Below are 24,838 nucleotides of genomic sequence, written 5' to 3'. Positions count from 1 at the left end.
CGCCGGGTGATCCTGCCGGTCTAGCGTCGACCGCAGGAGGCGGCCATGGTACGGCGACGTTTTCCGCCGGTGACGCTCGCGCTGGTCGCGGTCGGGCTGGTGGCCGGGGGATTGTGGTGGTGGGCGCTGGTGCGCCTGCTCCTCGTGCCGGGTGAGACCGGGCCCGTGGAGGGCGCGGTGATCGCGGGCGGCTGGGGACTGAGCCTGCTGCCGGTGCACGTCACCGCGTCGGCGCGGCGATCGGTCGCCGGGCACGGGTCCGTCGTCACCAGGGCATGGCGACGCCGCCGTTCGGGCGGAGTATCTGGCCCGTCGTGAACGACGAGGCGTCGGAGGCCAGGTGGAGGACCGCGTGCGCGATGTCCTCGGCCTCGCCGACCCGCCCCAGGGGCGAGTGGCGGACCATCGCCGCCTCGGCCTGCTCCTGGGCACCCGGTTCGTGGCGGTCGGTCATGGGCGTGCGGATCCAGCCCGGGGCGACCGCGTTGACCCGGATGCCGTGCCGGCCCGTCTCCACCGCCAGGGTCTTCGTCAGCTGGACCACGGCCGCCTTGGTGACGCTGTAGCAGAGCAGTCCGGGGCTCGCGGTGTCCATCGCGCCCGATGCCATGGTGACGATCGACCCCCGGGTGCCGGAGGCGATCATCGAGCGCGCCGCCTCCTGGCACGCGTACAGGACGCCCTTGAAGTTGACCGCGAGGACGCGGTCGAGGTCCTCGTCGCGGGTCTCCAGGACCGGGCTGGTGTGCATGATCCCGGCGACCGCGGCCATGACGTGGAGCGGGCCGGCCGCGCGTACGGCGGCCGCCAGGGCCGTACGGTCCGTGACGTCCAGGGCGTGGACGTGCGCGGCGCCGCCCTCGCGGGCGATCAGGGCCGCGGTCTCCCCGAGCCCGCGGGCGTCGAGGTCCGCGCAGTGCACGGTGGCGCCGGCCTGGGCGAGGAGGACCGCGGTCGCGCGGCCGATCCCGCTCGCGGCGCCGGTGACGAACGCGGAGCGGCCGGTGAGGTCGTACGCCGAGAGGGTCATGCCCGGACCGTACGACCGGATCTGACGGATCGTCAATCAGTGTGCGGGGTACGGGAGACGGAGCCCGCCCGCGATGCTCCCCGGGTGGGTCCCGGCTGGCAGCCCGGGCACCAGTACGTGATCCGGTCGCCGTTGCCCGGCTCGGCGTCGGCCTTGCGGACGCGCGTGCCGCAGCGCAGACAGGCGCGGCCCTCGCGGCCGTAGACGTGGAGCGGGGTGCCGGGAAAGCGCGCGGTGGTGGTCGTCCGGCGGTCGGGGCGCTCCTTGTTCGCCTCCAGCAGCCGGTGGGCGGTCGCCACCAGCCGCTCGGGCACGTCGTCGCCCAGGTCCCCGACCGGGAGCCAGGGCGAGACGGCGGCGAGGAAGGCGAGCTCCGACTTGTACACGTTGCCGATCCCGGCCAGGTTGCGCTGGTCCAGCAGCGCCTCCCCGAGCGGCCGCGCGGGGTCCCCGCACAGCCGGCGCACGGCCTCCTCCGGGTCCCAGTCCGGGCCCAGGAGGTCAGGGCCGAGGTGGCCGACCACACGGGACTCCTCGGCGGTGCGGACCAGCTCCAGGACCGGGAGCCGGTAGCCGTACGCGGTGGACTCGGCGTTGCCGAGGATCGCCCGGATCTGGTGCTCCGGGCCGCCGCGCGGGCGCTCCCCGGTCGGATGGACGCGCCAGGCGCCGTCCATCCGCAGATGCGAGTGGAGGGTCAGCCCGCCCTCGATCCGGGCGAGCAGGTGCTTGCCGCGCGGAGTGACGTCGAGGACCGTCCGGCCGGTGAGGTCGGAGGTCGCGAACCGGGGCACGCGGAGGTCGGCGCGGGTCAGGACCCGGCCCGCCAGCGCGGCGTGCAGGCGGTGGGCGACCTGCCAGATGGTGTCTCCTTCGGGCACCCGTCCATTGTGCGGGGTCCCGGGGCGGAGCGGGGGTGTTCGCGGCGCGGGGGCGGTCAGGGACGGAGGCGCAGGCCCTTCGGGGTGGCGACGAAGCCGGCGGCTTCGAGGGGGCGGGCGAGCGGCGAGGTGAGGGCCGGGACGGCGTTGACGCGTTCGAGGGTGACCGTGCCCAGGGCGCCGCCGCGGGCGGCGGAGGCCAGGGCCTCGGCGGCGGCGGTGATCGCCGGGTCGTCGGGATCGGCCGGCCAGGCGAGCAGTGTCTTGCCGCCGCGCTCCATGTACAGCGTCAGCTCCCCGTCGACCAGGACCACCATCGCGCCCGCCTTGCGGCCCGGCTTGTGCCCGGCACCGGTCGGCGGCTCGGGCCAGGAGAGGGCCGCGCCGTACGCGTTCGCCGGGTCGGCGGCGGCGAGCACCAGGGCGCGGGGGCCCGCGGCGGCCTCGGCGCCCCGGTCGCGGGCGGTCGCGGCGGCCCGGAGCCGGTCCACGGCGCCGTCCATCGCGAACTGGGCCGCGCCGAGCCCCTCGACCACGTAGCCGCGGCGGGCCTGCCCGCTGTCCTCGAAGGCCGACAGGATCCGGTACGTGGCGGAGAAGCCGCCCTCGACGCCCTCGGCGGCCACCGCGCCGCGGGTGACCACGCCGTGCCGGTCCAGGAGCGTACGGGCGAGGGCGTGGGCGCGGTGGGTGGGCTCGGGCTCGACGGGCGGCAGCAGCGACCAGCGGCCGGAGACCGTGGGCGGGCCGGTGCGGGAGACGGGTCGGGCGGACGCGGTCAGCGCGCCGTACCGGCCGCGGGGCACCGTCCGGCGCGCGCGGTGGGCGGTCGACCCGGCCGTGCGGCCCGAACCGAGCAGCGCGCGCAGCGGCGCCAGGGTGTCGTTGGTGAGCCGGCCCGACCAGGCCAGGTCCCACAGGGCGTCGGCGAGCTGGGGGTCCGTCGCGTCCGGGTGCGTGGTGGCCCGGACCTGGTCGGCGATCTGGCGGAAGAACAGGCCGTACCCGCCCGAGAGGACCGTCAGCACCGACTCGTGCAGCGCGGTCGTCTCCAGCGGGTGCGGCGCGGGCAGGAGCAGCGGGGCCGCGTCGGCGAGGTAGAGCGACACCCAGCCGTCCTTGCCGGGGAGCGAGCCCGCGCCCGCCCACAGCACCTCGCCGGTGGTCGTGAGCTCGTCGAGCAGCGTCGGCGCGTAGTCGCGGACCCGCGACGGCAGGATCAGCTTCTCCAGCGCCGAGGCGGGGACGGGCGCTCCCTGGAGCTGCTCGACGGCGCGGGCGAGACCGTCGATGCCGCGCAGGCTGTTGCTCCCCAGGTGCTGCCACTGCGGCAGGAAGGTCGCCAGGGCAGCCGGAGGCACCGGCTCCAGCTCGTGGCGCAGCGCCGCCAGGGACCGGCGCCGCAGCCGGCGCAGGACGGTGGCGTCGCACCACTCCTGGCCGATGCCGGAGGGGTGGAACTCGCCCTGGACGACCCGGCCCGACGCGGCGAGCCGCTGGAGTGCCCCGTCCGTGACCGCCGTGCCCAGGCCGAAGCGGGCGGCGGCGCCGGACGAGGTGAACGGGCCGTGCGTGCGCGCGTACCGCGCGAGGAGGTCGCCCAGCGGGTCCTTGACGGGCTCCGTGAAGGCCTCGGGCACACCGACGGGCAGGGCCGTGCCCAGCGCGTCGCGGAGCCGGCCGGAGTCCTCGATCGCCGCCCAGTGCTCCCGGCCCGCGATCCGCACGCGGACCGCGCGGCGCGCGGCCGCAAGGTCCGGTGCCCAGCCCGGCTCGGCACCCCGCCCGGCGAGCTCGGCGTCGGTGAGCGGCCCCAGGACCCGCAGCAGGTCGGCGACACCCTCCGCGTCCTTGATCCGCCGGTCCTCGGTCAGCCACTGGAGCTCCCGCTCCAGCTCGGCCAGCACCTCGGGGTCCAGCAGCTCCCGCAGCTCCGCCTGGCCGAGCAGCTCGGCCAGCAGCCGGGAGTCCAGGGAGAGCGCGGCCGCCCGGCGCTCGGCGAGCGGCGAGTCCCCCTCGTACAGGAACTGCGCCACGTAGCCGAAGAGCAGCGAGCGGGCGAAGGGGGACGGCTCGTGGGTGGTGACCTCGACGAGGCGGACGCGGCGGGCTTCGATGTCGCCCATCAGCTCCGTCAGGCCGGGGACGTCGAAGACGTCCTGGAGGCACTCGCGGACGGCCTCCAGGACGATCGGGAACGAGCCGAACTCGCTCGCGACCTGGAGGAGCTGCGAGGCCCGCTGGCGCTGCTGCCACAGCGGGGTGCGCTTGCCCGGGTTGCGCTTGGGCAGCAGCAGGGCGCGCGCCGCGCACTCGCGGAAGCGGGAGGCGAACAGCGCGGAGCCGCCCACCTGGTCGGTGACGATCTGACCGATCTCGCCCTTCTCGAAGAGGGCGTCGGCCGCGCCGATGGGGGCCTTGTCGGCGTCGTACGTGGCGTCCTGGTGCCGGCCGGGGTCCACCGGCTCGTGGTCGAGGAGGTCGAGGCCCATCTCCAGGCCCATCAGGTCGGCGTCCGGCAGGCGCAGCACGATGCCGTCGTCGGCGTGCATCACCTGGGCGTCCATGCCGTAGCGCTCGGACAGCCGGGCCCCGAGCGCCAGCGCCCAGGGGGCGTGCACCTGCGCGCCGAAGGGGGAGTGGATGACGACCCGCCAGTCGCCCAGCTCGTCCCGGAAGCGCTCCACGAGGATCGTCCGGTCGTCCGGAACGTGTCCGCACGCCTCGCGCTGCTCCCGGAGGTACGCCATGACGTTGTCCGCGGCCCACGCGTCCAGGCCGGCCGCGAGCAGCCGCAGCCGGGCGTCCTCGTCGGACAGGGCCCCGACCTCGCGGAGGAACGCGCCGACCGCCCGGCCCAGTTCGAGGGGGCGGCCGAGCTGGTCGCCCTTCCAGAACGGCAGCCGGCCCGGCACCCCGGGAGCGGGCGTGACGAGCACCCGGTCGCGGGTGATGTCCTCGATCCGCCAGGAGGTGGTGCCCAGCGTGAAGACGTCGCCGACCCGGGACTCGTACACCATCTCCTCGTCGAGCTCCCCGACCCGGCCGCCGCCCTTCTTCGGGTCGGAGCCGGCCAGGAACACGCCGAACAGGCCCCGGTCGGGGATCGTGCCGCCGGAGGTGACGGCGAGCCGCTGCGCGCCCGGCCGGCCGGTGACCGTCCCGGTCACCCGGTCCCACACCACGCGCGGGCGCAGCTCGGCGAAGGCGTCCGAGGGATAACGCCCGGCGAGCATGTCCAGGACGCCGGTGAACGCCGACTCCGGCAGCGACGAGAACGGGGCCGCGCGGCGCACCACGGCCAGCAGGTCGTCCACCTGCCAGCTGTCGAGCGCGACCATGGCGACCAGCTGCTGGGCCAGGACGTCCAGCGGGTTCGCGGGGACGCGCATCGACTCGATGGAGCCGGAGCGCATGCGCTCGGTGACCACCGCGGCCTGCACCAGGTCACCGCGGTACTTGGGGAAGACCACGCCCGTCGACACCGCGCCGACCTGATGTCCGGCGCGGCCCACGCGCTGCAGCCCGGAGGCGACCGAGGGCGGCGACTCGACCTGCACGACGAGGTCGACCGCGCCCATGTCGATGCCCAGCTCCAGGCTGGAGGTGGCGACCACGGCGGGCAGCCGGCCCGCCTTCAGGTCCTCCTCCACCTGGGCCCGCTGCTCCTTCGACACCGAGCCGTGGTGGGCCCGCGCGAGCAGCGCCGGGGCGCCGTGCGCGGCCCCCGACTGGGCCATGACCTCGGCCGGCGGGCCGCCCTCGGGGAGCGGTTCGCCGGTGGCCCGCTCGTACGCGATCTCGTTCAGCCGGTTGCAGAGGCGCTCGGCGAGGCGGCGCGAGTTGGCGAAGACGATCGTCGAACGGTGGGCCTGGACGAGATCGGCGATGCGCTCCTCGACCTGCGGCCAGATCGACGGCTTGTCGCCGCCGTCCTTGCCCTCGGAGGCCGGGGAGCCGCCCAGCTCGCCCATGTCCTCGACGGGCACCACGACGGAGAGGTCGAACTCCTTGCCCGACGGCGGCTGGACGATCTCCACGGCGCGCTTGGGGGAGAGGTAGCGGGCCACCTCGTCCACCGGGCGGACCGTGGCCGACAGGCCGATCCGGCGCGCGGGCCGGGGCAGCAGCTCGTCGAGCCGCTCCAGGGAGAGCGCCAGGTGGGCGCCGCGCTTGGTGCCCGCGACCGCGTGGACCTCGTCCAGGATGACCGTCTCCACACCCGCCAGGGCCTCGCGTGTGGCCGAGGTCAGCATCAGGAAGAGGGACTCCGGGGTGGTGATCAGGATGTCCGGCGGCCGGGTGGCGAGCGCGCGGCGCTCGGCGGGCGGGGTGTCGCCGGACCGGATCCCGACCCGGACGTCCGGCTCCGGCAGCCCGAGCCGGACCGACTCGTGGCGGATGCCGGTCAGCGGGGAGCGCAGGTTCCGCTCGACGTCCACCGCGAGCGCCTTCAGCGGCGACACGTACAGCACGCGGCAGCGCTTCTTCGCCTCGGCGGGCGGCGGCACGGACGCCAGCCGGTCCAGCGAGGCCAGGAAGGCGGCCAGCGTCTTGCCCGAGCCGGTCGGGGCGACGACGAGCACGTCCGAGCCCTCGCCGATGGCCTTCCAGGCGCCCTCCTGCGCCGGCGTGGGCGCGGTGAAGGCCCCGGTGAACCAACCGCGGGTCGCGGGGGAGAACGAGTCGAGCGCGGACCTGACCATGCCCCCCATCGTGCACCCCGCCACTGACAACCGCCGGGACCTGTGGACGACCGCCGGGCGGGAGCCGCACCGGAGCGGCGGGGAGACCGGCCCGGACCTGGCCTGGGCCATCGGCCCGGGAGCCGGCCCGGAGAAGCCCGGGAAGCCTCTCGCGACGGTCCTCGGCCGGGCCCTGGCGCAGAATGGGAGCATGGCGAGCGGGGAGCGGGCACGGTACTGGCAGTACGCCGAGCTGCCGGGCGTCGACCTGCTGCACGCCCACTACATCCGCAAGGCGTTCGCCCGGCACACGCACGAGAGCTTCGTCTTCGCCGCGATCACCGAGGGCGTCGAGGCCTTCCACTACCGCGACGACCTGGTGTACGCCGGTCCCGGGCAGATCGCCCTGGTCAACCCGGACACCTCGCACACCGGGCACGCGGGCGTGCCGGAGGGCTGGACCTACCGCACGATCTACCCCGACGCGGAGATCGTCCGCGCGATCGCCGCCGACACCCTCGCCCTGCGCGGATCGGTCGGCTTCACCTCGCCGGTGATCGACGACCCGTACGCCGCCCGGCTCGTCGTCGGCGTCCACCGGGCCGCCGAGGAGGGCAACGCCCTCGCCGCAGACAGCCTGCTGCGGCTGGTCACGGCCCGGATGCTGCGCAGCCACGGCGGGCCGATCACCCCGCTCCCGCCGCACTCGGCGGGCGCGCGCAACGCCGCACGCGCGCGTGCCGTCCTGGAGGACCGGCTGACGGGCCCGCCGACCCTGGAGCGGCTGGCCGCCGACCTCGACACCAGCCCCTTCGCCCTCCTGCGGGCCTTCCGGGCCGCGTACGGGATGCCGCCGCACACCTGGCTCACGGACGCGCGCGTGCGCCGGGCCCGGCAGCTGCTCGACGCGGGGACGTCCCCGGCGGACGCGGCCGCCGCCGTCGGCTTCACCGACCAGTCGCACCTCAACCGCCACTTCACGCGCAGCGTCGGGGTCCCGCCGGGCGCCTACCAACGCGCGCGGGGGGTCCGCGCGGGCGGCACGCCGAGAAGCACCCGTCGCTCCGGGTGATCCCGGACCGCGTCCCCGGTGACGTGGGGGAGAGCGGGCGCAAGAACGTACAAGACCGGGCCGCTCCGGCTCCCGTACCGTCCCTGACGTGGCAGAACAGACAGCATCCCCCGTCATACGCGACGGCGCGGCCCCGGCGAAGCCCGACGCGGCCGTCGTCCGCGACGCCCTCGGGGTCGGCGTCGCCGTCGGCCTCTCCGGGTTCGCCTTCGGCGTCACCTCGGCGGGCTCCGGCCTCAGCCTGCTCCAGACCTGCGCGCTCAGCCTGCTGGTCTTCACCGGCGCCTCGCAGTTCGCCCTCGTCGGCGCGCTCGCCGCGGGCGGCAACCCCTTCACGGCCGCCGCCGGTGCCTTCTTCCTCGGCACCCGCAACGCCTTCTACGGGCTGCGGCTCTCCCAGCTCCTCGCGCTGCCGAAGGCCGTCAGGCCCCTCGCCGCGCACTGGGTGATCGACGAGACCACGGTCGTCTCGCTCTCCCAGCCGTCGCGGCGGGCCGCGCGCATCGGCTTCACCGTCACCGGACTCACCCTGTACGTCCTGTGGAACCTGACCACGCTCCTCGGGGCGCTCGGGGCCGAGGCGATCGGGGACACCGCCGCCTGGGGACTGGACGCGGCCGGCCCCGCCGTCTTCCTGGCCCTGCTCGCCCCCATGCTGAAGTCGGCGACCGAACGGGCCACCGCCGGGATCGCCGTCCTGCTCGGGCTCGGCCTCCTGCCGGTCCTGCCCGCCGGCGTCCCGGTGCTCGCCTCCGCCCTGGCGGCGCCGGTCGTGCTCTGGCTCCGGGGCCGCGGGAAGGGCACCGGAGCCGGAGACGGCACGGACGGACCGGACCGCGAGACCACGGCACAGGAGGACCCCCGATGAACGTCTGGATCGCGATCGCCCTGACCGCCGTCGGGTGCTACCTGGTCAAACTGATCGGCCTGCTGGTCCCCGCCGGGGCACTGGAGCGCCCGCTCGTGCAGCGGCTCGCCGCCCTGCTGCCCGTCGCCCTGCTCGCCGCGCTCACCGCGCAGCAGACGTTCAGCGACGGAGGCTCGCTCGTCCTGGACGCGCGGGCCGCCGGACTGGCCGCGGCGGCCGTCGCGCTCGTCCTGCGGGCCCCGTTCCTGGTCGTCGTCGGCGCGGCCGTCGTCGTCACGGCGGGGGTACGGGCCCTGGGCTGGTGAGCCCGGGCCCGTACGGCCCGCGGTGGGGACGGCCCGCGGTGGCGGCGGGCCCGCCCGGGAGGGGTCAGTCGATGGGACGGCCGTGGGCCCGCAGGGTGCGCAGGGCCTCGATCGTGACGATCGGACGCCACTCCAGGGCCGATCCGGGCGCCCAGGCGCGCCAGCGGATCGGCCAGCCGCCGTCCTCCTCCTGGTCGGCCGCCAGCCGGTCGAGCGACCGGGTCATCTCCTCCTCCGTGAACCAGTGCGCGGCCAGCGAGTCCGGCACGCGCGCGTAGTCGTGCGGGTAGTGGTGCTCACCCGGCGCGTACCCGTCCGCGACCGGGTGGTCGTCCGGCCGGTCCGGATCGAGGACGGCGAGACCCTGTTCCCGGACCAGCCGGCCCAGCCGGTCGGCGGCGGCCTCCGCACGCGAGCGGTCCGGGGCCCCGTCGAGGAAGGCGACGGCGGCCTGGACCTCGTACGGATGGGTCTTGTCCAGCGCTTCGACCGCCGCCCAGCAGAACTCGGTGGCCCGGAAGAGCCACGCGTGCCACACCTGGTTGCGGTGGAGCAGCCCGACCACGGGCCCGGTCGCCAGCAGGGCCGCCGGCGGCGCGTCGACGACCGGGACGAAGGGCGCCGACGGATAGCCGCGCTGGGACGGGTGGATCGCCGGGAGCGCGCCCTCGTGCGTCGAGACCTCCGTCAGATAGCGGCAGATCCGCTCCACGCGCAGTCCGCCGCAGCGCCCGATGGAGTCCAGGACCCGCAGCGCGTGGGCGGTGTGCAGGGGCTGGCTGACCGGGCCGCGGAGATCGGGTTCGAGCGCGTGGCCGTAACCGCCGTCCTCGTTGAGGTGGGCGAGGAGGGCCGTCTCGACCGGGTCCGCGTCCCCGCGGAGGAAGTGGTAGGCGAACCGGCGCTGTTCGAGGACCCGGGCCGTCAGCCAGACGAACCGCTCGGCGCGCGCCACGGGGGCGGAGGGCACCGGGGTCGAGGGACCGGGAATCGTGGGTGGGGAGGAGAGGGGTTTTTCGGCCATGCTCCGACGGTAGGGCGGAAAGTCGCGGTGACAAGGGATGTGGGCCGGGCTGCACTCTTGGGAGCGGGATACTGGGGTCATGCGGTTGACGATTTTCTGGGAACGGATGGCCGACCACTTCGGCGCCTCCTACGCGGAGTCCTTCGCGCGGGACCACGTGATGGCCGAGCTCGGCGGACGGACGGTGCGGGAGGCGCTGGACGCGGGCTGGGAGGCGAAGGACGTGTGGCGGGCCGTCTGCGTCGCCGTCGACGTACCGGCCGACAAGCGCTGACGGCCCGGCGAACGCCGGGGTGACAAGCGGTGATGTGCGGGGCCCCGGGGGGATTGTCCGCGCGGTGCGCGAGACTGGCGGGGTGGCCCCGACTGACGACACCGAGAAGACAGATCCGACCGACCGGACGCCGCGGAGCGATCCCGCGGCTCCCGTTCCCGCCTCCGCGGAGCCGGCCCCCGGTGCCGCCGGTACCGGCAGAGGAAGCGGCGGAGCCGACCCCCTGCCCGCGTCCGCCGCCTCGGCGGCGCGGATGCCGCGCTGGCTGCCCCGCGCGCTCGTGCTGGCCCTCGCCCTCTACTCCTGTTTCCTGCTGGGCAACTGGGCGTTCCACCAGCTCGTCGGCCTCCTCGTCAACATCCTGCTCGCCTTCTTCCTCGCCCTCGCCATGGAGCCGGCGGTCGGGCGCATGGCGGCGCGCGGGATGCGCCGGGGGCTCGCGACCTTCCTCGTCTTCTTCGTCGTCCTCATCGTGAGCGTCGGATTCGTCGTCCTGCTCGGGTCGATGCTCGCCGGCCAGATCGTGGACATGGTCGAGAACTTCCCCAAGTACCTCGACTCGCTGATCAACTGGATCAACCAGACCTTCCACACCGACCTCTCGCGGGTCGAGGTCCAGGACAGCGTGCTCAGCTCCGACTGGCTCCAGAAATACGTGCAGAACAGCGCGTCCGGAGTCCTCGACGTCTCCGCCACCGTCCTCGGCGGCCTGTTCCGGCTCCTGACGATCTTCCTGTTCTCGTTCTACTTCGCCGCCGACGGGCCCCGGTTGCGGCGCGCGCTCTGCTCCGTCCTGCCGCCCGCCCGCCAGACCGAGGTGCTCCGCGCATGGGAGATCGCGGTCGACAAGACCGGCGGCTATCTGTACTCGCGCGGCCTGATGGCCCTCATCTCGGGCATCGCGCACTTCGTGCTCTTCGAGATCCTGGGCATCCCGTACGCGCCCGCGCTCGCCGTGTGGGTCGGCCTGGTCTCGCAGTTCATCCCGACCATCGGCACCTACCTGGCCGGTGCGCTGCCGATGCTGATCGCCTTCACGGTCAACCCCTGGTACGCGCTGTGGGTGCTCGGATTCGTCGTGGTCTACCAGCAGTTCGAGAACTACATGCTGCAGCCGAAGCTGACCTCCAAGACCGTGGACATCCACCCGGCGGTGGCCTTCGGCTCGGTCATCGCGGGCACCGCGCTGCTCGGCGCCGTCGGCGCGCTGATCGCCATCCCGGCCGTCGCCACCCTCCAGGCGTTCCTGGGCGCGTACGTGAAGCGCTACGACGTCACGGACGACCCCCGCGTCCACGGGCACCGGCGGTACGGCGAGGCGGTCGTGGCCCGGCTCCAGAAGGCCCTGCACCACAAGAAGGACGCCGCGGCCGACGAGCCGCCGGCCGACGGGTCCTGACCCGGGGCCCCGCCCGGAGGAGCTCAGAGGTACGACGGGCGGGTCACCCGGTGCCGGAAGGCGTGCCAGCTCCACGCCTGGACGGCCACCAGGAGCGGGGTGACGACGAGCAGGGCGGGCACGAGCAGGCCGAGCGTGCCGGGGTCCGCCGCCCGTTCGGCCAGCGGGAGCGCGGTGCCGCCGGCGAGCGGCAGACCGGCGAGCAGGACGCCGGTGAGCGCGAAGGACTGCCACGGGCGGCCGGCCCGCCCGACGAGCCGCCGGGCCCGCTCGTACGGCGGTCCCGTGAGCCGGAGCGCGGCGAATCCCAGGCCGTGCGCGGCGAACAGCGCAGCCACCGCCAGGGCCGTGAGCACGGCCGTGGGACCGGTCGCCGGCACGTACGGTCGTCCGGTGAGCAGCGCCGCGAGCAGCCATCCCCAGGCGAGCGCCACCGTCCAGCTCCCGCAGGTCACGGCCGTGTCGCAGCCGGCCCGCCAGCGGGGCCCCGGGCCGCGGCCGCGCGACCAGAGCCCGGCGTCCCGGACGATCCAGCCGGCGAGGAGTGCCACGACGACCGGGAACTGGCCGCTCAGGAGCTCCCCCTCCAGGGCGGGGAAGCAGCCGACGAGGATTCCGGCGGTGGCGACCAGCCAGACCTCGTTGCCCAGGAAGAACGGGGCGAACGAGGCGAGGACGAGCCGCCGCTCGCGGTCGTCCCGGCCGAGCCAGGGGGTCAGCATGCCGGTGCCGACGTCCGCCCCCGCGAGCACGAACCAGCCCGCGGCGTAGAAGGCGAGCAGGGCGATGGCCAGGGTCTCCACGGGGACTCCTCGGGTGTTCCTCGGTGGTGCGGGGCGGCGTCAGTAGCGCGGGGCGGGCAGCGCGTCGGCGGGCTCGGGCGTCCCGTCGTCCTCGCCGGACCGCTCGTCGTGGCCGAGGCCGGACTCGACGGGGCCGCGGCGGGCGTGCCGGGCGAGCAGCCAGGCGTTGAGCACGGCGAGCAGGACGAACAGGGTGGTGAAGACCGTGAGCGAGAGCCGCATGACCCCGGGCGAGAGGTCCGACACCGCGTCCTCCGTCCTGAGCAGCCCGTAGATCACCCAGGGCTGCCGCCCGGACTCCCGGAAGACCCAGCCGCCGATCATGGCCAGATACGGCAGTGGTACGGCCGCCATCAGGACGACGTGCCAGAACCGGAACCGGAAGACGGCCTTCTTGAAGCAGGCCAGGATCACCCCGGCGAAGCAGAGGTACATCATCAGCGCGAAACCGATCAGCATCACCAGCCCGCCGCCCCGGGTCCACGCCTCCGACGGCACGTAGTCGCCCGGCCCGAACCGGGCGGTCATCTCCGCCTGCACGCGGGCGATCTCGGCCGCCTTCCCGCCGAAGACCGCCGACTTCATCGGCTGGAAGGTGGTCAGGACCGAGAACTGCAGCCCGCCGAAGACCGCGGCCGCCATCAGCGCGGGTGCCGACAGGAACACCCCGATCCGCAGGCTGCGCCCGAAGAACTCCCACTCGGGGGTGCGCCGGAACAGGTGGTAGGCGCTCACCCCGGCCATGAAGAACCCGGCGGTGAGCAGCGCGCCCGCCAGGACGTGCCCGAAGGCCAGCAGCGCGGAGGGGTTGGTCAGCACCGCGACCGGGTCGTCGAGGACCAGTTCGCCGCCCTCGGAGCCGTACCCGACGGGATGGTTGAGGAAGCCGTTCGAGACGAGGATCCAGTACGCGGAGAAGTAGGCGGTCAGGACGACGACCCAGATCACCGCCAGGTGGGCCCAGCGGTTGAGCCGGTTCCAGCCGAAGATCCACAGCCCGAGGAAGATCGACTCGACGAAGAACGCCACGATCGTCTCCACGGCCAGCGAGGCCCCGAGCACATTGCCCGCCTCGTGGGTGAGCCCGCTCCAGGCCATGCCGAACTGGAACTCCATCACCAGGCCGGTGACGATGCCGACCGCGTAGTTGATCACGTACAGCTGGCCCCAGAAGCGCACCATGCGCGCGTGGAGCGGCTTCCGGCTCAGGGTGGCCCTGGTCTGGAGGGCGGCCACGACCGTCGCGAGCCCCAGCGTGAGGGCGACGAAGAGGAAGTGGCCGCCCGCGGTGAGGGCGAACTGCAGCCGCGCGAGATCGAGTACGTCCTGATTCACCCCGTCAGCCTCGGCGTACGGCATGCCGCCCGGCGTCACCCCGGAGAGGACACCCGTCGTACCCCGGGAGTTGCGCCGGCCCCCGCGCGCGTACCCCCGCAGTCGTCCCTGCCGGGCCCCGCCCCCTAGGGCCTGCCGGTCATGCCGGGCTCGCCCGGACACCCCCTTCGGAAGTGCCGGTGGCGGGGGCGGCGTCAGGCCAGCCAGCCGGGGGTGATCATGCCGGACTCGTACGCCAGGATCACCAGCTGTGCCCGGTCGCGGACGACCAGCTTGGTCATGATGCGGCTGACGTGGGTCTTGGCGGTGGCGGGGGAGAGGACCAGCCTGCCGGCGATCTCGTCGTTGGACAGGCCCGCCCCGACGAGGCCCAGCACCTCGCGCTCCCGCTCGGTGAGCGCGTTCAGCCGCGGGCCCGGGTCGGGCTGCCGGTCGGCCCGCCCGGCGAACTCGGCGATCAGCCGACGGGTCACGGCCGGGGCGATCAGGGCGTCGCCGCGGGCCACGACCCGTACCGCGTGCAGCAGTTCCATCGGCTCGGTGTCCTTGACCAGGAACCCCGACGCGCCGCCGCGCAGCGCCCCGTACACGTGGTCGTCGGCGTCGAACGTCGTCAGGATGACCACCCGCACGCCTGCCAGGCGTTCGTCGGCGGTGATGCGGCGCGTCGCCTCCAGGCCGTCGAGGACCGGCATGCGGATGTCCATCAGGACCACGTCCGGGCGCAGTTCACGGGCGAGCCCGATGGCCTGCTCGCCGTCCCCGGCCTCGCCGACGACCTCGATGTCCTCCTCGTCCGACAGGATCGACCGGAAGCCGGCCCGGACCAGGGTCTGGTCGTCGGCGAGCACGACGCGGATCATCGGGGGTCCCCCTCGGAGGCGGTGGGCGGTGCGGACGGCGGCGGGGACGAGGGCCGTCCCCGGGGTGCGGGCGGGGGGTCGGGCTCGGCGTCGGACCGGGGCCCGGACGGGCCCGGCGGGGTCAGGGGCAGCCGGGCGTCCACCAGGAAACCGCCGCCCTCGGCGTTCCCGGCGGTGAGGTCCCCGCCGAACGCGCGGGCCCGCTCGGTCATGCCCCGGATGCCGCTGCCCAGCGGGCGGCCCTCCGGCGCGCCCGCGCCGTCGTCCGCGATCCGCAGCCGCACCGCGTCCGCGCCCCAGTCGAGGGTGACGAGAACGGCTCCCGCGCGCGCGTGGCGGGTCGCGTTCGTCAGCGACTCCTGCACGATCCGGTACGCGGCGAGGTCGAGGGGCGGCGGCAGCGGCACGGGGTCGCCGGTGACGCGCGTCCGGACGTCGAGCCCGGCGCTCCGGGCCCGGGCGGCCAGGTCGCCGAGGAGCGCGAGCCCGGACGAGGCCGGGACCGTCGGGGTCGCCTCGTCGGCCCGCCGCAGCATCCCGAGGGTCGCCCGCAGCTCGCGCAGCGCGTCCTTGCTGGTGGCCTTCACGGCCTCCAGGGCCTCGGTGGCGGTGACGAGTCCGGCCTCCGGGGCCGGCCCCTTGCCGAGCCGGTGCAGCGCGGCGCCGGACTGGACGTTGATGAGCGAGATGCTGTGGCCCAGCACGTCGTGCACCTCCCGGGCGATCCGCAGCCGCTCCTCGGTGGCGCTCTGCCGCGCCCGCGCCTCCTGCTCCCGTTCGGCGGCGAGCGCCCGCTGCTCCACCTCGTGCAGATAGGCGATCCGGGTCCGCTGGGCGCGGCCCACGGCGACGAGGCTGATCAGCCAGCCGGCCAGCATCGCCAGCGACGTGTCGTCGATCTGGCGGTGCCCGGGCTGCTGCCTGATCTCGCCCAGCCCCACCGCGAGCAGGGTGACCGCGGCGAGTGCCACGGCCGCGGCGAACCGCCCCTCGGCGGCGGTCGTGTAGAGCGCCAGCGCGAAGGCGATCATGAGCGGCCCGTCCTGGGCGGACAGCGGGTAGTAGACGACGCACGCCAGCAGCGTGACCGCCGCGACGGTGACGGGCTGCCGCCGCCGGAAGTACAGCGCCCCGCAGCCGACCAGGATGAGCGCCCAGCCGAGCACCGTGCGGAGCGCCGGTTCGCTCGCGTACCGCGCCGAGACGAGGGTCCAGACCGCGACGACCAGCAGGACGACGCCCGCCACGAGCGCGTCGGCGGCCCGCGGTGACGGGTGGCCGCCGCCGGGGGCGCGGAGGGGGAGGGGCATGTGTCGAAGGATAGGCGCCGGGCGGCGGGGCGGACCGGGGGCGGGGCGAGGACGAACGGGCGACGGTCGGACGTCGTGGGGAGGGGGGACCGGGCGAGGGAGGGGCGGGGCGCAGGTGTACGGAGGTGCGGGCCCACGGGACACGGGCTCGGGGGCGGTCCGTGTCGGCGCCGGGGTGCGGTCGCTTCCGGGCCCCCCCGCCCGTGCGGCGACGCGGCCGCACGGGCGGGTGGCGGTCGTTGCCGACGGCGGCGGGCGGACAGTAGCGTCGGGGCGCCGGAGGGTCCGACGACCGGGCACGCCCGGATGCCAGGGGGTGGGCACAGTGGCCGAGAACGACGTGAAGCTCGACGACGGACGCGTGCTGCACGTGTACGACACCGGGGGCGGCCCCGGCGGAGGGCTCGTCGTCCTCTGGCACCACGGGACGCCCAACATCGGCACGCCCCCCGCGCCGCTCTTCCCGGCGGCGGCCCGGCTCGGCATCCGCTGGGTGTCGTACGACCGCCCCGGCTACGGCGGCTCCACCCCGCATCCGGGGCGCGACATCGCCTCGGCCGCGGCCGACGCGCTGGGCCTCGCCCGGTTCGCGGTCATGGGGCACTCCGGCGGCGGGCCGCACGCGCTCGCGTGCGGCGCCCTCCTGCCGGACCGGGTCGTCGGCGTGGTCGCCGTGTCCGGGCTCGCCCCGTACGACGCCGAGGGGCTCGACTGGTTCGGCGGGATGACGCCGTCCGGCGTGGCGGGCCTGCGCGCCGCGGCGGCCGGCCGGGCGGCCAAGGAGGCCCACCAGGCGGGCGCCGCCTACGACCCGGAGATGTTCACCCCGGCCGACCACGCGGCGCTCTCCGGCACGTGGTCCTGGTTCGACGAGGTCGTCGGCCCGGCCGTCGCCGCCGGTCCCGGCGGCCTCGTGGACGACGACCTGGCGTACGTCGCCCCCTGGGGCTTCGACCCCGCCGGGATCACCGCGCCGGTGCTGCTGCTGCACGGCGACGAGGACCGGGTCGTCCCGGCGTCGCACGGCCGCTGGCTCGCGGAGCGGTGCCCCTCGGCCACCCTGCGGCCGGGCCCGGGGGACGGGCACATCTCGGTGCTGCGGGGCGGCCCGGAGGCGCTGGAGTGGCTCGTGGGCGTCGCGGGGTGACGGGGGTGCGCCGGGGCCGCCGGGGGAGCCGGGGCGGCGGCCGACGGGCCGGGCGCGCCGTCGGACGGGAGCCGTCGGGTCTGCGTGGCGCGCTTGACACTGAAATCGAACATCCATTCTGATGGAGGTCCGGCCCTTGGAATCACGGGGTTGTCGACGCGTTGTCCACAGGTCGGAGGGGACGCCGGGGCCCATTGTCAGTGGCAGGGGTTAGCGTCTTTCACATGAAGCGATCGACTCAAGCAAACCGGGTGGAACCCATGGCAGGAACCGACCGCGAGAAGGCGCTCGACGCCGCGCTCGCACAGATTGAACGCCAATTCGGCAAGGGCGCCGTGATGCGCATGGGCGACCGTACCCAGGAGCCGATCGAGGTGATCTCCACCGGGTCGACCGCGCTCGACATCGCGCTCGGCGTCGGCGGCCTGCCGCGCGGCCGTGTCGTGGAGATCTACGGCCCGGAGTCCTCCGGCAAGACGACCCTGACCCTGCACGCCGTGGCGAACGCGCAGAAGGCCGGCGGCCAGGTCGCCTTCGTCGACGCGGAGCACGCCCTCGACCCCGAGTACGCCAAGAAGCTCGGCGTCGACATCGACAACCTCATCCTGTCCCAGCCGGACAACGGCGAGCAGGCCCTCGAGATCGTCGACATGCTGGTCCGCTCCGGCGCCCTCGACCTGATCGTCATCGACTCCGTCGCCGCGCTCGTCCCGCGTGCGGAGATCGAGGGCGAGATGGGTGACTCGCACGTGGGTCTGCAGGCCCGCCTGATGAGCCAGGCGCTCCGGAAGATCACCAGCGCGCTCAACCAGTCCAAGACCACCGCGATCTTCATCAACCAGCTCCGCGAGAAGATCGGCGTCATGTTCGGCTCGCCGGAGACCACGACCGGTGGCCGCGCGCTGAAGTTCTACGCGTCGGTGCGTCTCGACATCCGCCGCATCGAGACCCTCAAGGACGGCACGGACGCGGTCGGCAACCGCACCCGCGTCAAGGTCGTCAAGAACAAGGTCGCGCCGCCCTTCAAGCAGGCCGAGTTCGACATCCTCTACGGCCAGGGCATCAGCCGCGAGGGCGGTCTCATCGACATGGGCGTGGAGCACGGCTTCGTGCGCAAGGCCGGCGCCTGGTACACGTACGAGGGCGACCAGCTCGGCCAGGGCAAGGAGAACGCCCGCAACTTCCTGAAGGACAACCCCGACCTCGCCGACGAGATCGAGAAGAAGATCAAGGAGAAGCTGGGCGTCGGCGTCCGTCCCGACGCCGCGAAGACCGAGGCGGCGGCGGACCCGGCGGCTGCCGCGGACGCGGCCGGCACGGACGACGCCAAGACCGTCCCGGCACCTGCGACCAAGACCGCGAAGGCGACCAAGGCCACCGCGGTCAAGAGCTGAACCGGTGACCGGTCGCACCGAATGGCCGGGTGACAGCCCCGACTCGTCGAGGGCCGAGAAGGAGCTGTCACCCCAGGATCCGGCTGAGCGGGCGCGGGCGATCTGCCTGCGCCTGCTCACCGGGACCCCCCGCACGCGCAAGCAGCTCGCCGACGCGCTGCGCAAGCGGGAGATCCCCGACGACGTGGCGGAGGAGATCCTCTCCCGCTTCGAGGACGTCGGACTGATCGACGACGCGGCGTTCGCGGGCGCCTGGGTGGAGTCCCGCCACCACGGCCGGGGCCTGGCCCGCCGGGCCCTCGCCCGGGAGCTGCGTACCAAGGGAGTCGAGCCGACCCTCATCCAGGAGGCGGTGGGACAGCTGGACTCCGAGCAGGAGGAGGCCACGGCGCGCGAGCTCGTCGCCCGCAAGCTGCGCGCCACCCGCGGCCTGGAGCGCGACCGGCGGCTGCGCCGGCTCGCCGGGATGCTCGCCCGCAAGGGCTACCCCGAGGGCATGGCCCTCCGCGTCGTCCGCCAGGCGCTGGAGGCCGAGGGCGAGGACACGGACGGGCTGGACGAGTCCTTCTGACCTCCGGGGGGGAGTCGGAAGGACTCGGCCAGGCGTCGGGTGCCGTGTCAGGCGCGGGCAGCCGGCAGCAGGACCGGGAGGCCCGCCGCCTTCCACGCCTGGAATCCGCCGATGAGGTCGGTCGCGCGGTGCAGGCCCAGTCTGCGCAGGGACTCGGCCGCGAGGGAGGAGGCGTAGCCCTCGTTGCAGAGGACGACGACCCGGAGGTCGTGGCTGTCCGCCTCGGCCGCGCGGTGGCTGCCCAGCGGGTCGAGGCGCCACTCCAGTTCGTTGCGCTCCACGACGAGCGCGCCCGGGATGAGGCCGTCCCGCTCTCGCAGGGCCGCGTAACGGGTGTCCACCAGGAGCGCGTCCCCCGCCTCGTACGCCTCGTGGGCGGCACGGGGCTCGATCCGCTCGATACCGGCCCTGACCCGCTCCAGAAGCTCGTCGATGCCGACGCGGCCGCCGCCCGCGGCCGCCGCGCCCACCGCCGTCCCGTTCCCCGACGTGTTGCCCACCGACGCGTTGCCCACCGACGTGTCGCCCACCGTCGGGGCGTGCACCGCCGAGTCGCCCGCGGCCGGGCCGCTCCCCGCCGGGTCCTCCAGTGACGTCCCGTTCACCGGTGCTGTCTCCTCGCCGACCGCTTCGTCGCTCACTGCCAGTCCTCCGGACGTTCGACCTGCTCCAGACGCAGCACCGCGCCGGTCCGGCTGAACCGCCGGATCAGGGGGAGCGGCGGGTAGTAGGCGTGCACCGAGACGGCGTGGGTGTCGCGGGACTCGTTGAGCACCTCGTGCACGTGGTGGCGGCCGAAGGCCCGGCCCGTGCCCTCCGCCAGCCGGCGGGAGCGGTCGAGGTCGTCCGCCAGTTCGAGGGTCTTCCAGCCGCTCGCCGGCAGCCGCACCGCCAGGGCGTTCTCGGTCAGCGTGCCGCGCGCGGTGGCGAAGGCGCCCTGCGACTCGGCGTGGTCGTGCCAGCCGGTCCCGGTGCCGGGTGGCCAGCCGATGAGCCACGCCTCGCTGCCGCCGGGGCCGTCGAGCCGCACCCAGGTGCGGCCCTCGGGGTCGAGCGGAAGCGAGTCGACGAGCGCGTCGTCGGCGGCCGTGCGCCGCACGAAGTCGAGGAGCTCGGCGGCCGTGGGGCCGGAGGGGGACGCGGCGGCCGACGCGTGGGGAGCGCCGGCCGGGGCCGGGACCCGGGCGTCGGCCGGGCCGTCCGCGGGAGGCGCGGCGGGCGGAGGCGAGGAGGAGGACGCGGGTGCGGAGGCGTACAGGGACACGGGTGACCGTCCTGGGGTTCGCGAAGAGCGCGCGACGGCTCACGGCGCCGCGGACGGACGTCCGCGGCGGGGCGCGCGCGAGGAAGGGGCGAGGTCAGGAGGAAGGGCGACACACGCAGCCCGCGTAGCGGACGAGGTCCATGTGGACCCTCCGCCACAGGCGCGCATAGGTGTCGGTCACGTTCCGGAGTACACCACGCGCGCCCGCGGGAATCAATGCATGTCCGCCGTACGGTCGGCCGCGACGGACACCTCGGCGGGCTCCTGGTCGGCCGGGGAGCCCCCGCGTACGGCGTCGGCCGCCGCGTACAGCTCCTCGGGGAGGACACCGGAGAACGAGGCCGCGAGGTGGCCGTCGGGACGCACGAGCAGGACGGCGTGGGCCGGGGCGCCGGGGTAGGCCTCGGTCACCAGGACCTCGGCCTTCACCGGGAGGGCGCGGACCGCCTCCTCCAGCCGGGGCATGACGCCCGCGGTCTGCCAGTGGCGCCGGTCCCACACGCCGGTGCCGGGGGCCACCAGCACGACCAGCTGCCGGCCCCGGCCGAGGCGGTCGCGGAGTCGTACGGTCGTGCCGTCCGGGGCGGTCACGCGGACGTCCTCGACGGGGGCGCCCGGCGGGGTGCCGACCGGCGCCAGCCCGTCGGTGTGCGCGGGCGCGAGGGGGGAGTGGGGGTACGCCGGGGGCGCGCCGAGCGGCCCGCGGCCCACGTGGCCCTCGGTGAGCAGGGCGTCGTGGCCGCGCGTCGCCCCGGGGAGGTACGTCCGCAGGCCCCCGCCGCCGCGGAGCGCCGGCAGCGACTGGTCGGCGGCGCGGAGCCGGGAGGCGACGGCCGTCCGCCGCTCGCTCTGGTAGCTGTCGAGCAGCCGGTCGGAGGCGTTGCGGTGCCAGGTCAGGGCGAGTTTCCAGGCGAGGTTGTCGACGTCCCGGAAGCCCTCGTCGAGGCTCTGGGTGCCGACCGCCCCGAGCAGGTGCGCCGCGTCCCCGGCGAGCAGGACCCGGTCGACGCGCCAGCGGCGGGCGAGCCGGTGGTGCAGGGTGTGGACCCCGGTGTCGATGAGCTCATACGGCGGGGTCACGCCGTCGCACCAGCCCGCGAGGGTCTCGCGGATCCGGGCGACCAGCGCGTCGGGGGTGACCAGGTCCCCGCGGGGCGGCAGCAGCCAGTCGATGCGCCACACCCCGTCGGGCAGCGGGCGCGCGGTGATCTCCTCCGGAGCTCCTCGCCACGGAGGTTGACGGTGCATCAGGGCCTCGCCGGGCCAGGGGAGTTCGGTGCGCAGGGCGGCGACCGCGTGCCGCTCCACCGCCGTGCGCCCGGGGAAGCGGATGCCGAGCAGCTTGCGCACGGTCGAGCGGGCGCCGTCGCATCCGACCAGGTGGCTGCCGCGCCACCAGGTGCCGTCGGGGCCGCGGGTGTGGGCGGTGACGCCGTCGCCGTCCTGCTCGATGGTGTCCAGCCGGGCGTCGGTGACGAGCCGGATCAGCTTCTCGCGGCCGATGGCGTCCCGCAGGCCGCGGGCGAGGGCGTGCTGGGGGATGTGCAGCGGGGCGGCCGGCGCGGCGGGCGCGTCGGGGTCCTCGGACCACTCCTCCGTACCGCTGAGTCCCAGGTCGAGGGGGAGGTGGCGGACCAGCCGGCCGCGGCGCATGCTGCGCCAGCCGACCCAGCGGACCCCCTCGTCACGGAGGGTGGCGCAGCCCAGGCGCTCGACCATGGCGGCCATGTCGGCGCGCAGCAGGACGCTGCGGGCGGGGCGGGGTTCGTCCTTGCCCGGGCCCTCGTCGAGGACGATGCTGGGCACGCCCTGCGCGGCGAGCGCGAGGGAGAGCGCGAGGCCGACCGGCCCCGCGCCCACGATGATCACCGGGTCCACGGCGCGGCTCCTGTAGGCCGGACGGTCATGGGGGCAGCACAGCTGAGTGTGGCACGAGCCCGGTGGTTGATCACAGACCGTATGCAACCCACTGAGGGTGCTTGCGTCAAGCGACGGGGTGGGCGCGGTGCGGTCGACATCGCGTCGGTACCGGTTCGGCCCACCCCTGCTGTCCCACGGACCCCTTCGGGGTCAGGCGCCGCTGACCGCCTCCGACTTCACGTCGGGGGCTCCGGCCTGGGCCGGGACGGTCGGCGCGCCGGACTTCCGGCCGCGCCGCAGTCGCCGTTCGAGCCGCCCCGCGAAGCTGGTGAGGGCGAAGTTGATGGCGATGTAGATCAGCGCGATCACCGTGAGGGTGGCGATCGTGTTGGCGCCGTAGTTGGCGGTGATCTGCCGGTTCTGGCTGAGGAGCTCGGCGAAGCCGAGCAGGGCGCCGCCGAGGGCGGTGTCCTTCACGATCACGACGAGCTGGCTGACCAGGGCGGGAAGCATCACGGTCACGGCCTGCGGGAGCAGGACGTACACCATCGTCTGTCCCTTGCGCATGCCGAGCGCGACGGCCGCGTCGCCCTGGCCGCGGGGCAGCGAGAGGACGCCGGCCCGGACGACCTCGGCGATGACCGAGGCGTTGTACAGGACCAGGCCGGTGACGACCGCGTACAGCGGGCGGAAGTCGGAGCTGACGGTGGTGAACTCGCGGTACGCCGTGCTGGCGAACATCATGAGCAGCAGCACCGGGATGGCGCGGAAGAACTCGACGAGCGCGCCGACGGGGACCCGGACCCAGCGGTGGTCGGAGAGCCGGCCGATGCCGAGGGCGGCGCCGAGGGGCAGCGCGATGACGATGGAGAGCGCCGCGGCCTTGAGGGTCTCGACCAGGCCGGGGAAGAGGTACGTCGTCCAGACCTCGGCGTCGGTGACGAACGGGCTCCACTTCTCGGCCGCCAGCTGGTTCTTGTCGGCCAGGGCGGAGAGCACCCACCAGGCCACCAGGGCGAGGACCGCCAGGAACCCGATCGTGTAGAGGACGTTGCGCCGCTTGGCACGCGGGCCGGGGGTGTCGTACAGGACGGAACTCATCGCTTCACCGCCAGTCGCTTGGCCGCCCAGCCCAGGACGAGGCCGGTGGGGAGGGTGAGAACGATGAAGCCGAAGGCGAAGACGGCGAAGACCGCGAAGAGCGCGTCGGCCTCGTTCTCGAGCATCTCCTTCATCAGGAGCGACGCGTCCGCGGCGCCGATCGCCGCCGCCACGGTCGTGTTCTTGGTCAGGGCGATCAGGACGTTGGCGAGCGGGGTCACCGCGGCGCGGAACGCCTGCGGGAGCACCACCAGCGTCAGGACCTGGGTGAAGGACATGCCCAGTGCGCGGGCCGCCTCGGCCTGGCCGGACGGGACGGTGTTGATGCCCGAGCGGAGCGCCTCGCAGACGAAGGTGCCGGTGTACGCGACGAGGCCGAGGACCGCGAGGCGGAAGCCGATGTTCTCGGAGCGGTCCGCGCCGAGGGTGATGCCGAGGGTCTGGTTGAGGCCCAGCAGGCAGCCGACGAGGACGACCGTCAGCGGCGTGTTCCGGACGATGTTGACGTAGGCGGTGGCGAAGCCGCGCATCACCGGGACCGGGCTGACCCGCATGGCGACCAGGGCGGTGCCCCAGACCAGTGAGCCGATCGCCGAGTAGAGGGCGAGTTGCGCCGTCACCCAGAAGGCGCCGAGCAGGTCGTACTGCCCGGAATCAAGAAAGTCGAACACGATGCCCCGCGCTCTCCCCTGGTGGTCGGTCGGTGTGGAGGCCGCCGCGTGGGCGGCGGCCGGTGCCGGTGCGGCGGCCGCCCCCGAGCGGGGCGGCCGTCACGGGCCAGGCGGGTGAGGTCAGTTCTCGACCTTCGGCGCGGGCTCGTACTTGTAGCCCGAGGGGCCGAAGTGCTGCTTGACGAGCTTCTCCCAGGTGCCGTCGGAGACCATCTTCTCCAGCGCCTTGTTGATCTTGCCGCGCAGCTCGTCGTCGCCCTTCTTGACGCCGATGCCGTACTTCTCGTCGCTCATCCGCAGACCGGCGAGCTTGAACTTGCCCTGGTGCTCCTTCTGCGAGGCGTAGCCCGCGAGGATGGAGTCGTCGGTGGTCAGGGCGTCGACGGCCTTGTTCTCCAGGCCGGTCAGGCACTCGGAGTAGCCGCCGAGCTGCTGGAGGTCGGCCTTCGGGGCGAGCTTCTCCTTGACGTTCTGCGCGGAGGTCGAGCCGGTGACCGAGCAGAGCTTCTTGGAGTTGAGGTCCTCGACCTTGGTGATGGAGGTGTCGTCGGCGCGCACGAGCAGGTCCTGGTGGGCCAGGAAGTACGGACCGGCGAAGTCGACCTCCTTCTTGCGCTTGTCGTTGATCGAGTAGCTGGCGACGACGAACTTCACGTCACCGTTCTTGATCAGGTTCTCGCGCTCGGCGCTCGGCGCCTGCTTGAAGTTGATCTTGTCCTCGGGGTAGCCGAGCTCCTTGGCGACGTAGCGGGCGACGTCCACGTCGAAGCCGGCGTACGTGCCGTCCGGGGTCTTCAGGCCCAGACCCGGCTGGTCGAACTTGATGCCGACGGTGATCTTGTCACCGTTGCTGCCCGAGTCGGAGCCGCCGCCACAGGCGGTGGCGGTCAGGGCGAGGACGACGGCGGCCGCGGCGGCGGCGGGGGTGCGACGAAGCTTCATCGAGGAATGTCCCTTGGTCTAGAAGTGAGTTGGGAAGAA

The 24,838-nt window shown here is 74.4% G+C and carries 24 protein-coding genes; 9 read left to right on the top strand and 15 right to left on the bottom strand.

From position 1 onward, the window contains the following. Positions 1–45: 45 nt before the first annotated feature. Complete coding sequence (locus ACZ60W_RS11515) at positions 46–318, top strand: hypothetical protein (RefSeq protein ID WP_469755131.1); 273 nt, start codon at positions 46–48, stop codon at positions 316–318. On the opposite strand, the gene ACZ60W_RS11510 is transcribed toward ACZ60W_RS11515, so the two are convergent. From ACZ60W_RS11510 to ACZ60W_RS11500, 3 genes are read right to left on the bottom strand one after another with little or no spacing between them, the layout of a single operon-like run. After that, positions 266–1,030, bottom strand: coding sequence for an SDR family NAD(P)-dependent oxidoreductase (locus ACZ60W_RS11510; RefSeq protein WP_469755130.1), 765 nt, complete (start codon positions 1,028–1,030; stop codon positions 266–268). The two genes, ACZ60W_RS11515 and ACZ60W_RS11510, sit on opposite strands and share 53 nt — an antisense overlap. 32 nt (positions 1,031–1,062) lie before the next feature. Further along, entirely contained in the window at positions 1,063–1,911 is an 849-nt protein-coding gene (locus ACZ60W_RS11505; RefSeq protein ID WP_469755129.1) for an Fpg/Nei family DNA glycosylase, read from the bottom strand. Between the two features lie 56 nt (positions 1,912–1,967). Continuing rightward, positions 1,968–6,617, bottom strand: coding sequence for an Lhr family ATP-dependent helicase (locus tag ACZ60W_RS11500; protein WP_469755128.1), 4,650 nt, complete (start codon positions 6,615–6,617; stop codon positions 1,968–1,970). Positions 6,618–6,627: 10 nt separating this feature from the next. Between ACZ60W_RS11500 and ACZ60W_RS11495 the strand changes: the two genes are divergently transcribed. The 3 genes from ACZ60W_RS11495 to ACZ60W_RS11485 all read left to right on the top strand — a co-directional run bounded on the left by ACZ60W_RS11495 (position 6,628) and on the right by ACZ60W_RS11485 (position 8,841). Continuing rightward, the gene (locus ACZ60W_RS11495) at positions 6,628–7,668 is read left to right on the top strand and encodes an AraC family transcriptional regulator (protein WP_469755127.1); all 1,041 of its coding nucleotides are present in this window, start codon (positions 6,628–6,630) and stop codon (positions 7,666–7,668) included. A gap of 88 nt (positions 7,669–7,756) precedes the next feature. Further along, on the top strand, positions 7,757–8,536 hold the full coding sequence (locus tag ACZ60W_RS11490; RefSeq protein ID WP_469755126.1) for an AzlC family ABC transporter permease: 780 nt from the start codon (positions 7,757–7,759) through the stop codon (positions 8,534–8,536). Beyond that, entirely contained in the window at positions 8,533–8,841 is a 309-nt protein-coding gene (locus ACZ60W_RS11485) for an AzlD domain-containing protein (protein ID WP_469755125.1), read from the top strand. The genes ACZ60W_RS11490 and ACZ60W_RS11485 overlap by 4 nt, the downstream gene beginning before the upstream one ends. 64 nt (positions 8,842–8,905) lie before the next feature. Here the strand turns inward: ACZ60W_RS11485 and ACZ60W_RS11480 are convergent, their stop codons facing one another. Beyond that, the gene (locus tag ACZ60W_RS11480) at positions 8,906–9,865 is read right to left on the bottom strand and encodes a hypothetical protein (RefSeq protein WP_469755124.1); all 960 of its coding nucleotides are present in this window, start codon (positions 9,863–9,865) and stop codon (positions 8,906–8,908) included. A gap of 79 nt (positions 9,866–9,944) precedes the next feature. On the opposite strand from ACZ60W_RS11480, the gene ACZ60W_RS11475 reads away from it, so the two are divergent. Then, a complete protein-coding gene (locus ACZ60W_RS11475) occupies positions 9,945–10,139 on the top strand; it encodes a DUF3046 domain-containing protein (RefSeq protein WP_366305723.1) in 195 nt (64 codons plus the stop codon). 253 nt (positions 10,140–10,392) lie between these two features. Continuing rightward, positions 10,393–11,538, top strand: coding sequence for an AI-2E family transporter (locus ACZ60W_RS11470; RefSeq protein ID WP_469755147.1), 1,146 nt, complete (start codon positions 10,393–10,395; stop codon positions 11,536–11,538). Between the two features lie 23 nt (positions 11,539–11,561). On the opposite strand, the gene ACZ60W_RS11465 is transcribed toward ACZ60W_RS11470, so the two are convergent. The 4 genes from ACZ60W_RS11465 to ACZ60W_RS11450 all read right to left on the bottom strand — a co-directional run bounded on the left by ACZ60W_RS11465 (position 11,562) and on the right by ACZ60W_RS11450 (position 15,849). Next, a complete protein-coding gene (locus ACZ60W_RS11465) occupies positions 11,562–12,341 on the bottom strand; it encodes a cytochrome d ubiquinol oxidase subunit II (protein WP_469755123.1) in 780 nt (259 codons plus the stop codon). Between the two features lie 39 nt (positions 12,342–12,380). Beyond that, positions 12,381–13,676: a cytochrome ubiquinol oxidase subunit I gene (locus ACZ60W_RS11460; RefSeq protein WP_469755122.1), complete on the bottom strand. Its 1,296-nt coding sequence runs from the start codon at positions 13,674–13,676 to the stop codon at positions 12,381–12,383. 194 nt (positions 13,677–13,870) lie between these two features. Beyond that, positions 13,871–14,539, bottom strand: coding sequence for a response regulator (locus tag ACZ60W_RS11455; RefSeq protein ID WP_469755121.1), 669 nt, complete (start codon positions 14,537–14,539; stop codon positions 13,871–13,873). Beyond that, complete coding sequence (locus tag ACZ60W_RS11450) at positions 14,536–15,849, bottom strand: sensor histidine kinase (protein WP_469755120.1); 1,314 nt, start codon at positions 15,847–15,849, stop codon at positions 14,536–14,538. Before ACZ60W_RS11450 ends, ACZ60W_RS11455 begins: the two co-directional genes overlap by 4 nt. Before the next feature lie 325 nt (positions 15,850–16,174). Here ACZ60W_RS11450 and ACZ60W_RS11445 point away from each other — a divergent pair, with 325 nt between their 5' ends. From ACZ60W_RS11445 to recX, 3 genes are all read left to right on the top strand, one after another. Then, positions 16,175–16,996, top strand: coding sequence for an alpha/beta fold hydrolase (locus tag ACZ60W_RS11445; RefSeq protein WP_469755119.1), 822 nt, complete (start codon positions 16,175–16,177; stop codon positions 16,994–16,996). A gap of 260 nt (positions 16,997–17,256) precedes the next feature. Beyond that, a complete protein-coding gene (gene recA, locus ACZ60W_RS11440; protein WP_469755118.1) occupies positions 17,257–18,390 on the top strand; it encodes a recombinase RecA in 1,134 nt (377 codons plus the stop codon). Between the two features lie 4 nt (positions 18,391–18,394). Next, the gene (gene recX / locus ACZ60W_RS11435; RefSeq protein ID WP_469755117.1) at positions 18,395–18,961 is read left to right on the top strand and encodes a recombination regulator RecX; all 567 of its coding nucleotides are present in this window, start codon (positions 18,395–18,397) and stop codon (positions 18,959–18,961) included. A 47-nt stretch (positions 18,962–19,008) separates the two neighbouring features. On the opposite strand, the gene ACZ60W_RS11430 is transcribed toward recX, so the two are convergent. From ACZ60W_RS11430 to ACZ60W_RS11400, 7 genes are all read right to left on the bottom strand, one after another. Then, positions 19,009–19,431 (bottom strand): rhodanese-like domain-containing protein, encoded by a 423-nt coding sequence (locus tag ACZ60W_RS11430; RefSeq protein ID WP_469755146.1) that lies wholly within the window; start codon positions 19,429–19,431, stop codon positions 19,009–19,011. 167 nt (positions 19,432–19,598) lie between these two features. Beyond that, positions 19,599–20,219: a cupin domain-containing protein gene (locus tag ACZ60W_RS11425; protein ID WP_469755145.1), complete on the bottom strand. Its 621-nt coding sequence runs from the start codon at positions 20,217–20,219 to the stop codon at positions 19,599–19,601. Positions 20,220–20,319: 100 nt separating this feature from the next. Then, positions 20,320–20,406 (bottom strand): putative leader peptide, encoded by an 87-nt coding sequence (locus tag ACZ60W_RS11420; protein ID WP_366305777.1) that lies wholly within the window; start codon positions 20,404–20,406, stop codon positions 20,320–20,322. Between the two features lie 32 nt (positions 20,407–20,438). Further along, positions 20,439–22,103 (bottom strand): FAD-dependent monooxygenase, encoded by a 1,665-nt coding sequence (locus tag ACZ60W_RS11415; protein ID WP_469755116.1) that lies wholly within the window; start codon positions 22,101–22,103, stop codon positions 20,439–20,441. A 192-nt stretch (positions 22,104–22,295) separates the two neighbouring features. Then, positions 22,296–23,186 carry an amino acid ABC transporter permease gene (locus ACZ60W_RS11410; protein ID WP_469755115.1) on the bottom strand — a complete coding sequence of 297 codons (891 nt, stop codon included), beginning with the start codon at positions 23,184–23,186 and terminating at the stop codon, positions 22,296–22,298. Beyond that, entirely contained in the window at positions 23,183–23,857 is a 675-nt protein-coding gene (locus tag ACZ60W_RS11405; RefSeq protein WP_469755114.1) for an amino acid ABC transporter permease, read from the bottom strand. Before ACZ60W_RS11405 ends, ACZ60W_RS11410 begins: the two co-directional genes overlap by 4 nt. A gap of 120 nt (positions 23,858–23,977) precedes the next feature. Continuing rightward, entirely contained in the window at positions 23,978–24,799 is an 822-nt protein-coding gene (locus ACZ60W_RS11400) for a glutamate ABC transporter substrate-binding protein (protein ID WP_469755113.1), read from the bottom strand. Positions 24,800–24,838: the final 39 nt, after the last annotated feature.

The sequence above is a fragment of the Streptomyces sp. NPDC104202 genome, assembly GCF_055584185.1.
Note: the sequence above shows the minus strand (reverse complement) of the source record. Positions and strands in the feature narration are given on the sequence as shown.

Coding starts and splice junctions, on each gene's coding strand:
- ACZ60W_RS11515 (WP_469755131.1), top strand. CDS start 46: ATGGTACGGCGACGTTTTCCGCCGGTGACGCTCGCGCTGGTCGCGGTC.
- ACZ60W_RS11510 (WP_469755130.1), bottom strand. CDS start 1,030: ATGACCCTCTCGGCGTACGACCTCACCGGCCGCTCCGCGTTCGTCACC.
- ACZ60W_RS11500 (WP_469755128.1), bottom strand. CDS start 6,617: ATGGTCAGGTCCGCGCTCGACTCGTTCTCCCCCGCGACCCGCGGTTGG.
- ACZ60W_RS11485 (WP_469755125.1), top strand. CDS start 8,533: ATGAACGTCTGGATCGCGATCGCCCTGACCGCCGTCGGGTGCTACCTG.
- ACZ60W_RS11480 (WP_469755124.1), bottom strand. CDS start 9,865: ATGGCCGAAAAACCCCTCTCCTCCCCACCCACGATTCCCGGTCCCTCG.
- ACZ60W_RS11475 (WP_366305723.1), top strand. CDS start 9,945: ATGCGGTTGACGATTTTCTGGGAACGGATGGCCGACCACTTCGGCGCC.
- ACZ60W_RS11470 (WP_469755147.1), top strand. CDS start 10,393: ATGCCGCGCTGGCTGCCCCGCGCGCTCGTGCTGGCCCTCGCCCTCTAC.
- ACZ60W_RS11455 (WP_469755121.1), bottom strand. CDS start 14,539: ATGATCCGCGTCGTGCTCGCCGACGACCAGACCCTGGTCCGGGCCGGC.
- ACZ60W_RS11450 (WP_469755120.1), bottom strand. CDS start 15,849: ATGCCCCTCCCCCTCCGCGCCCCCGGCGGCGGCCACCCGTCACCGCGG.
- recA (WP_469755118.1), top strand. CDS start 17,257: ATGGCAGGAACCGACCGCGAGAAGGCGCTCGACGCCGCGCTCGCACAG.
- ACZ60W_RS11410 (WP_469755115.1), bottom strand. CDS start 23,186: ATGAGTTCCGTCCTGTACGACACCCCCGGCCCGCGTGCCAAGCGGCGC.
- ACZ60W_RS11400 (WP_469755113.1), bottom strand. CDS start 24,799: ATGAAGCTTCGTCGCACCCCCGCCGCCGCCGCGGCCGCCGTCGTCCTC.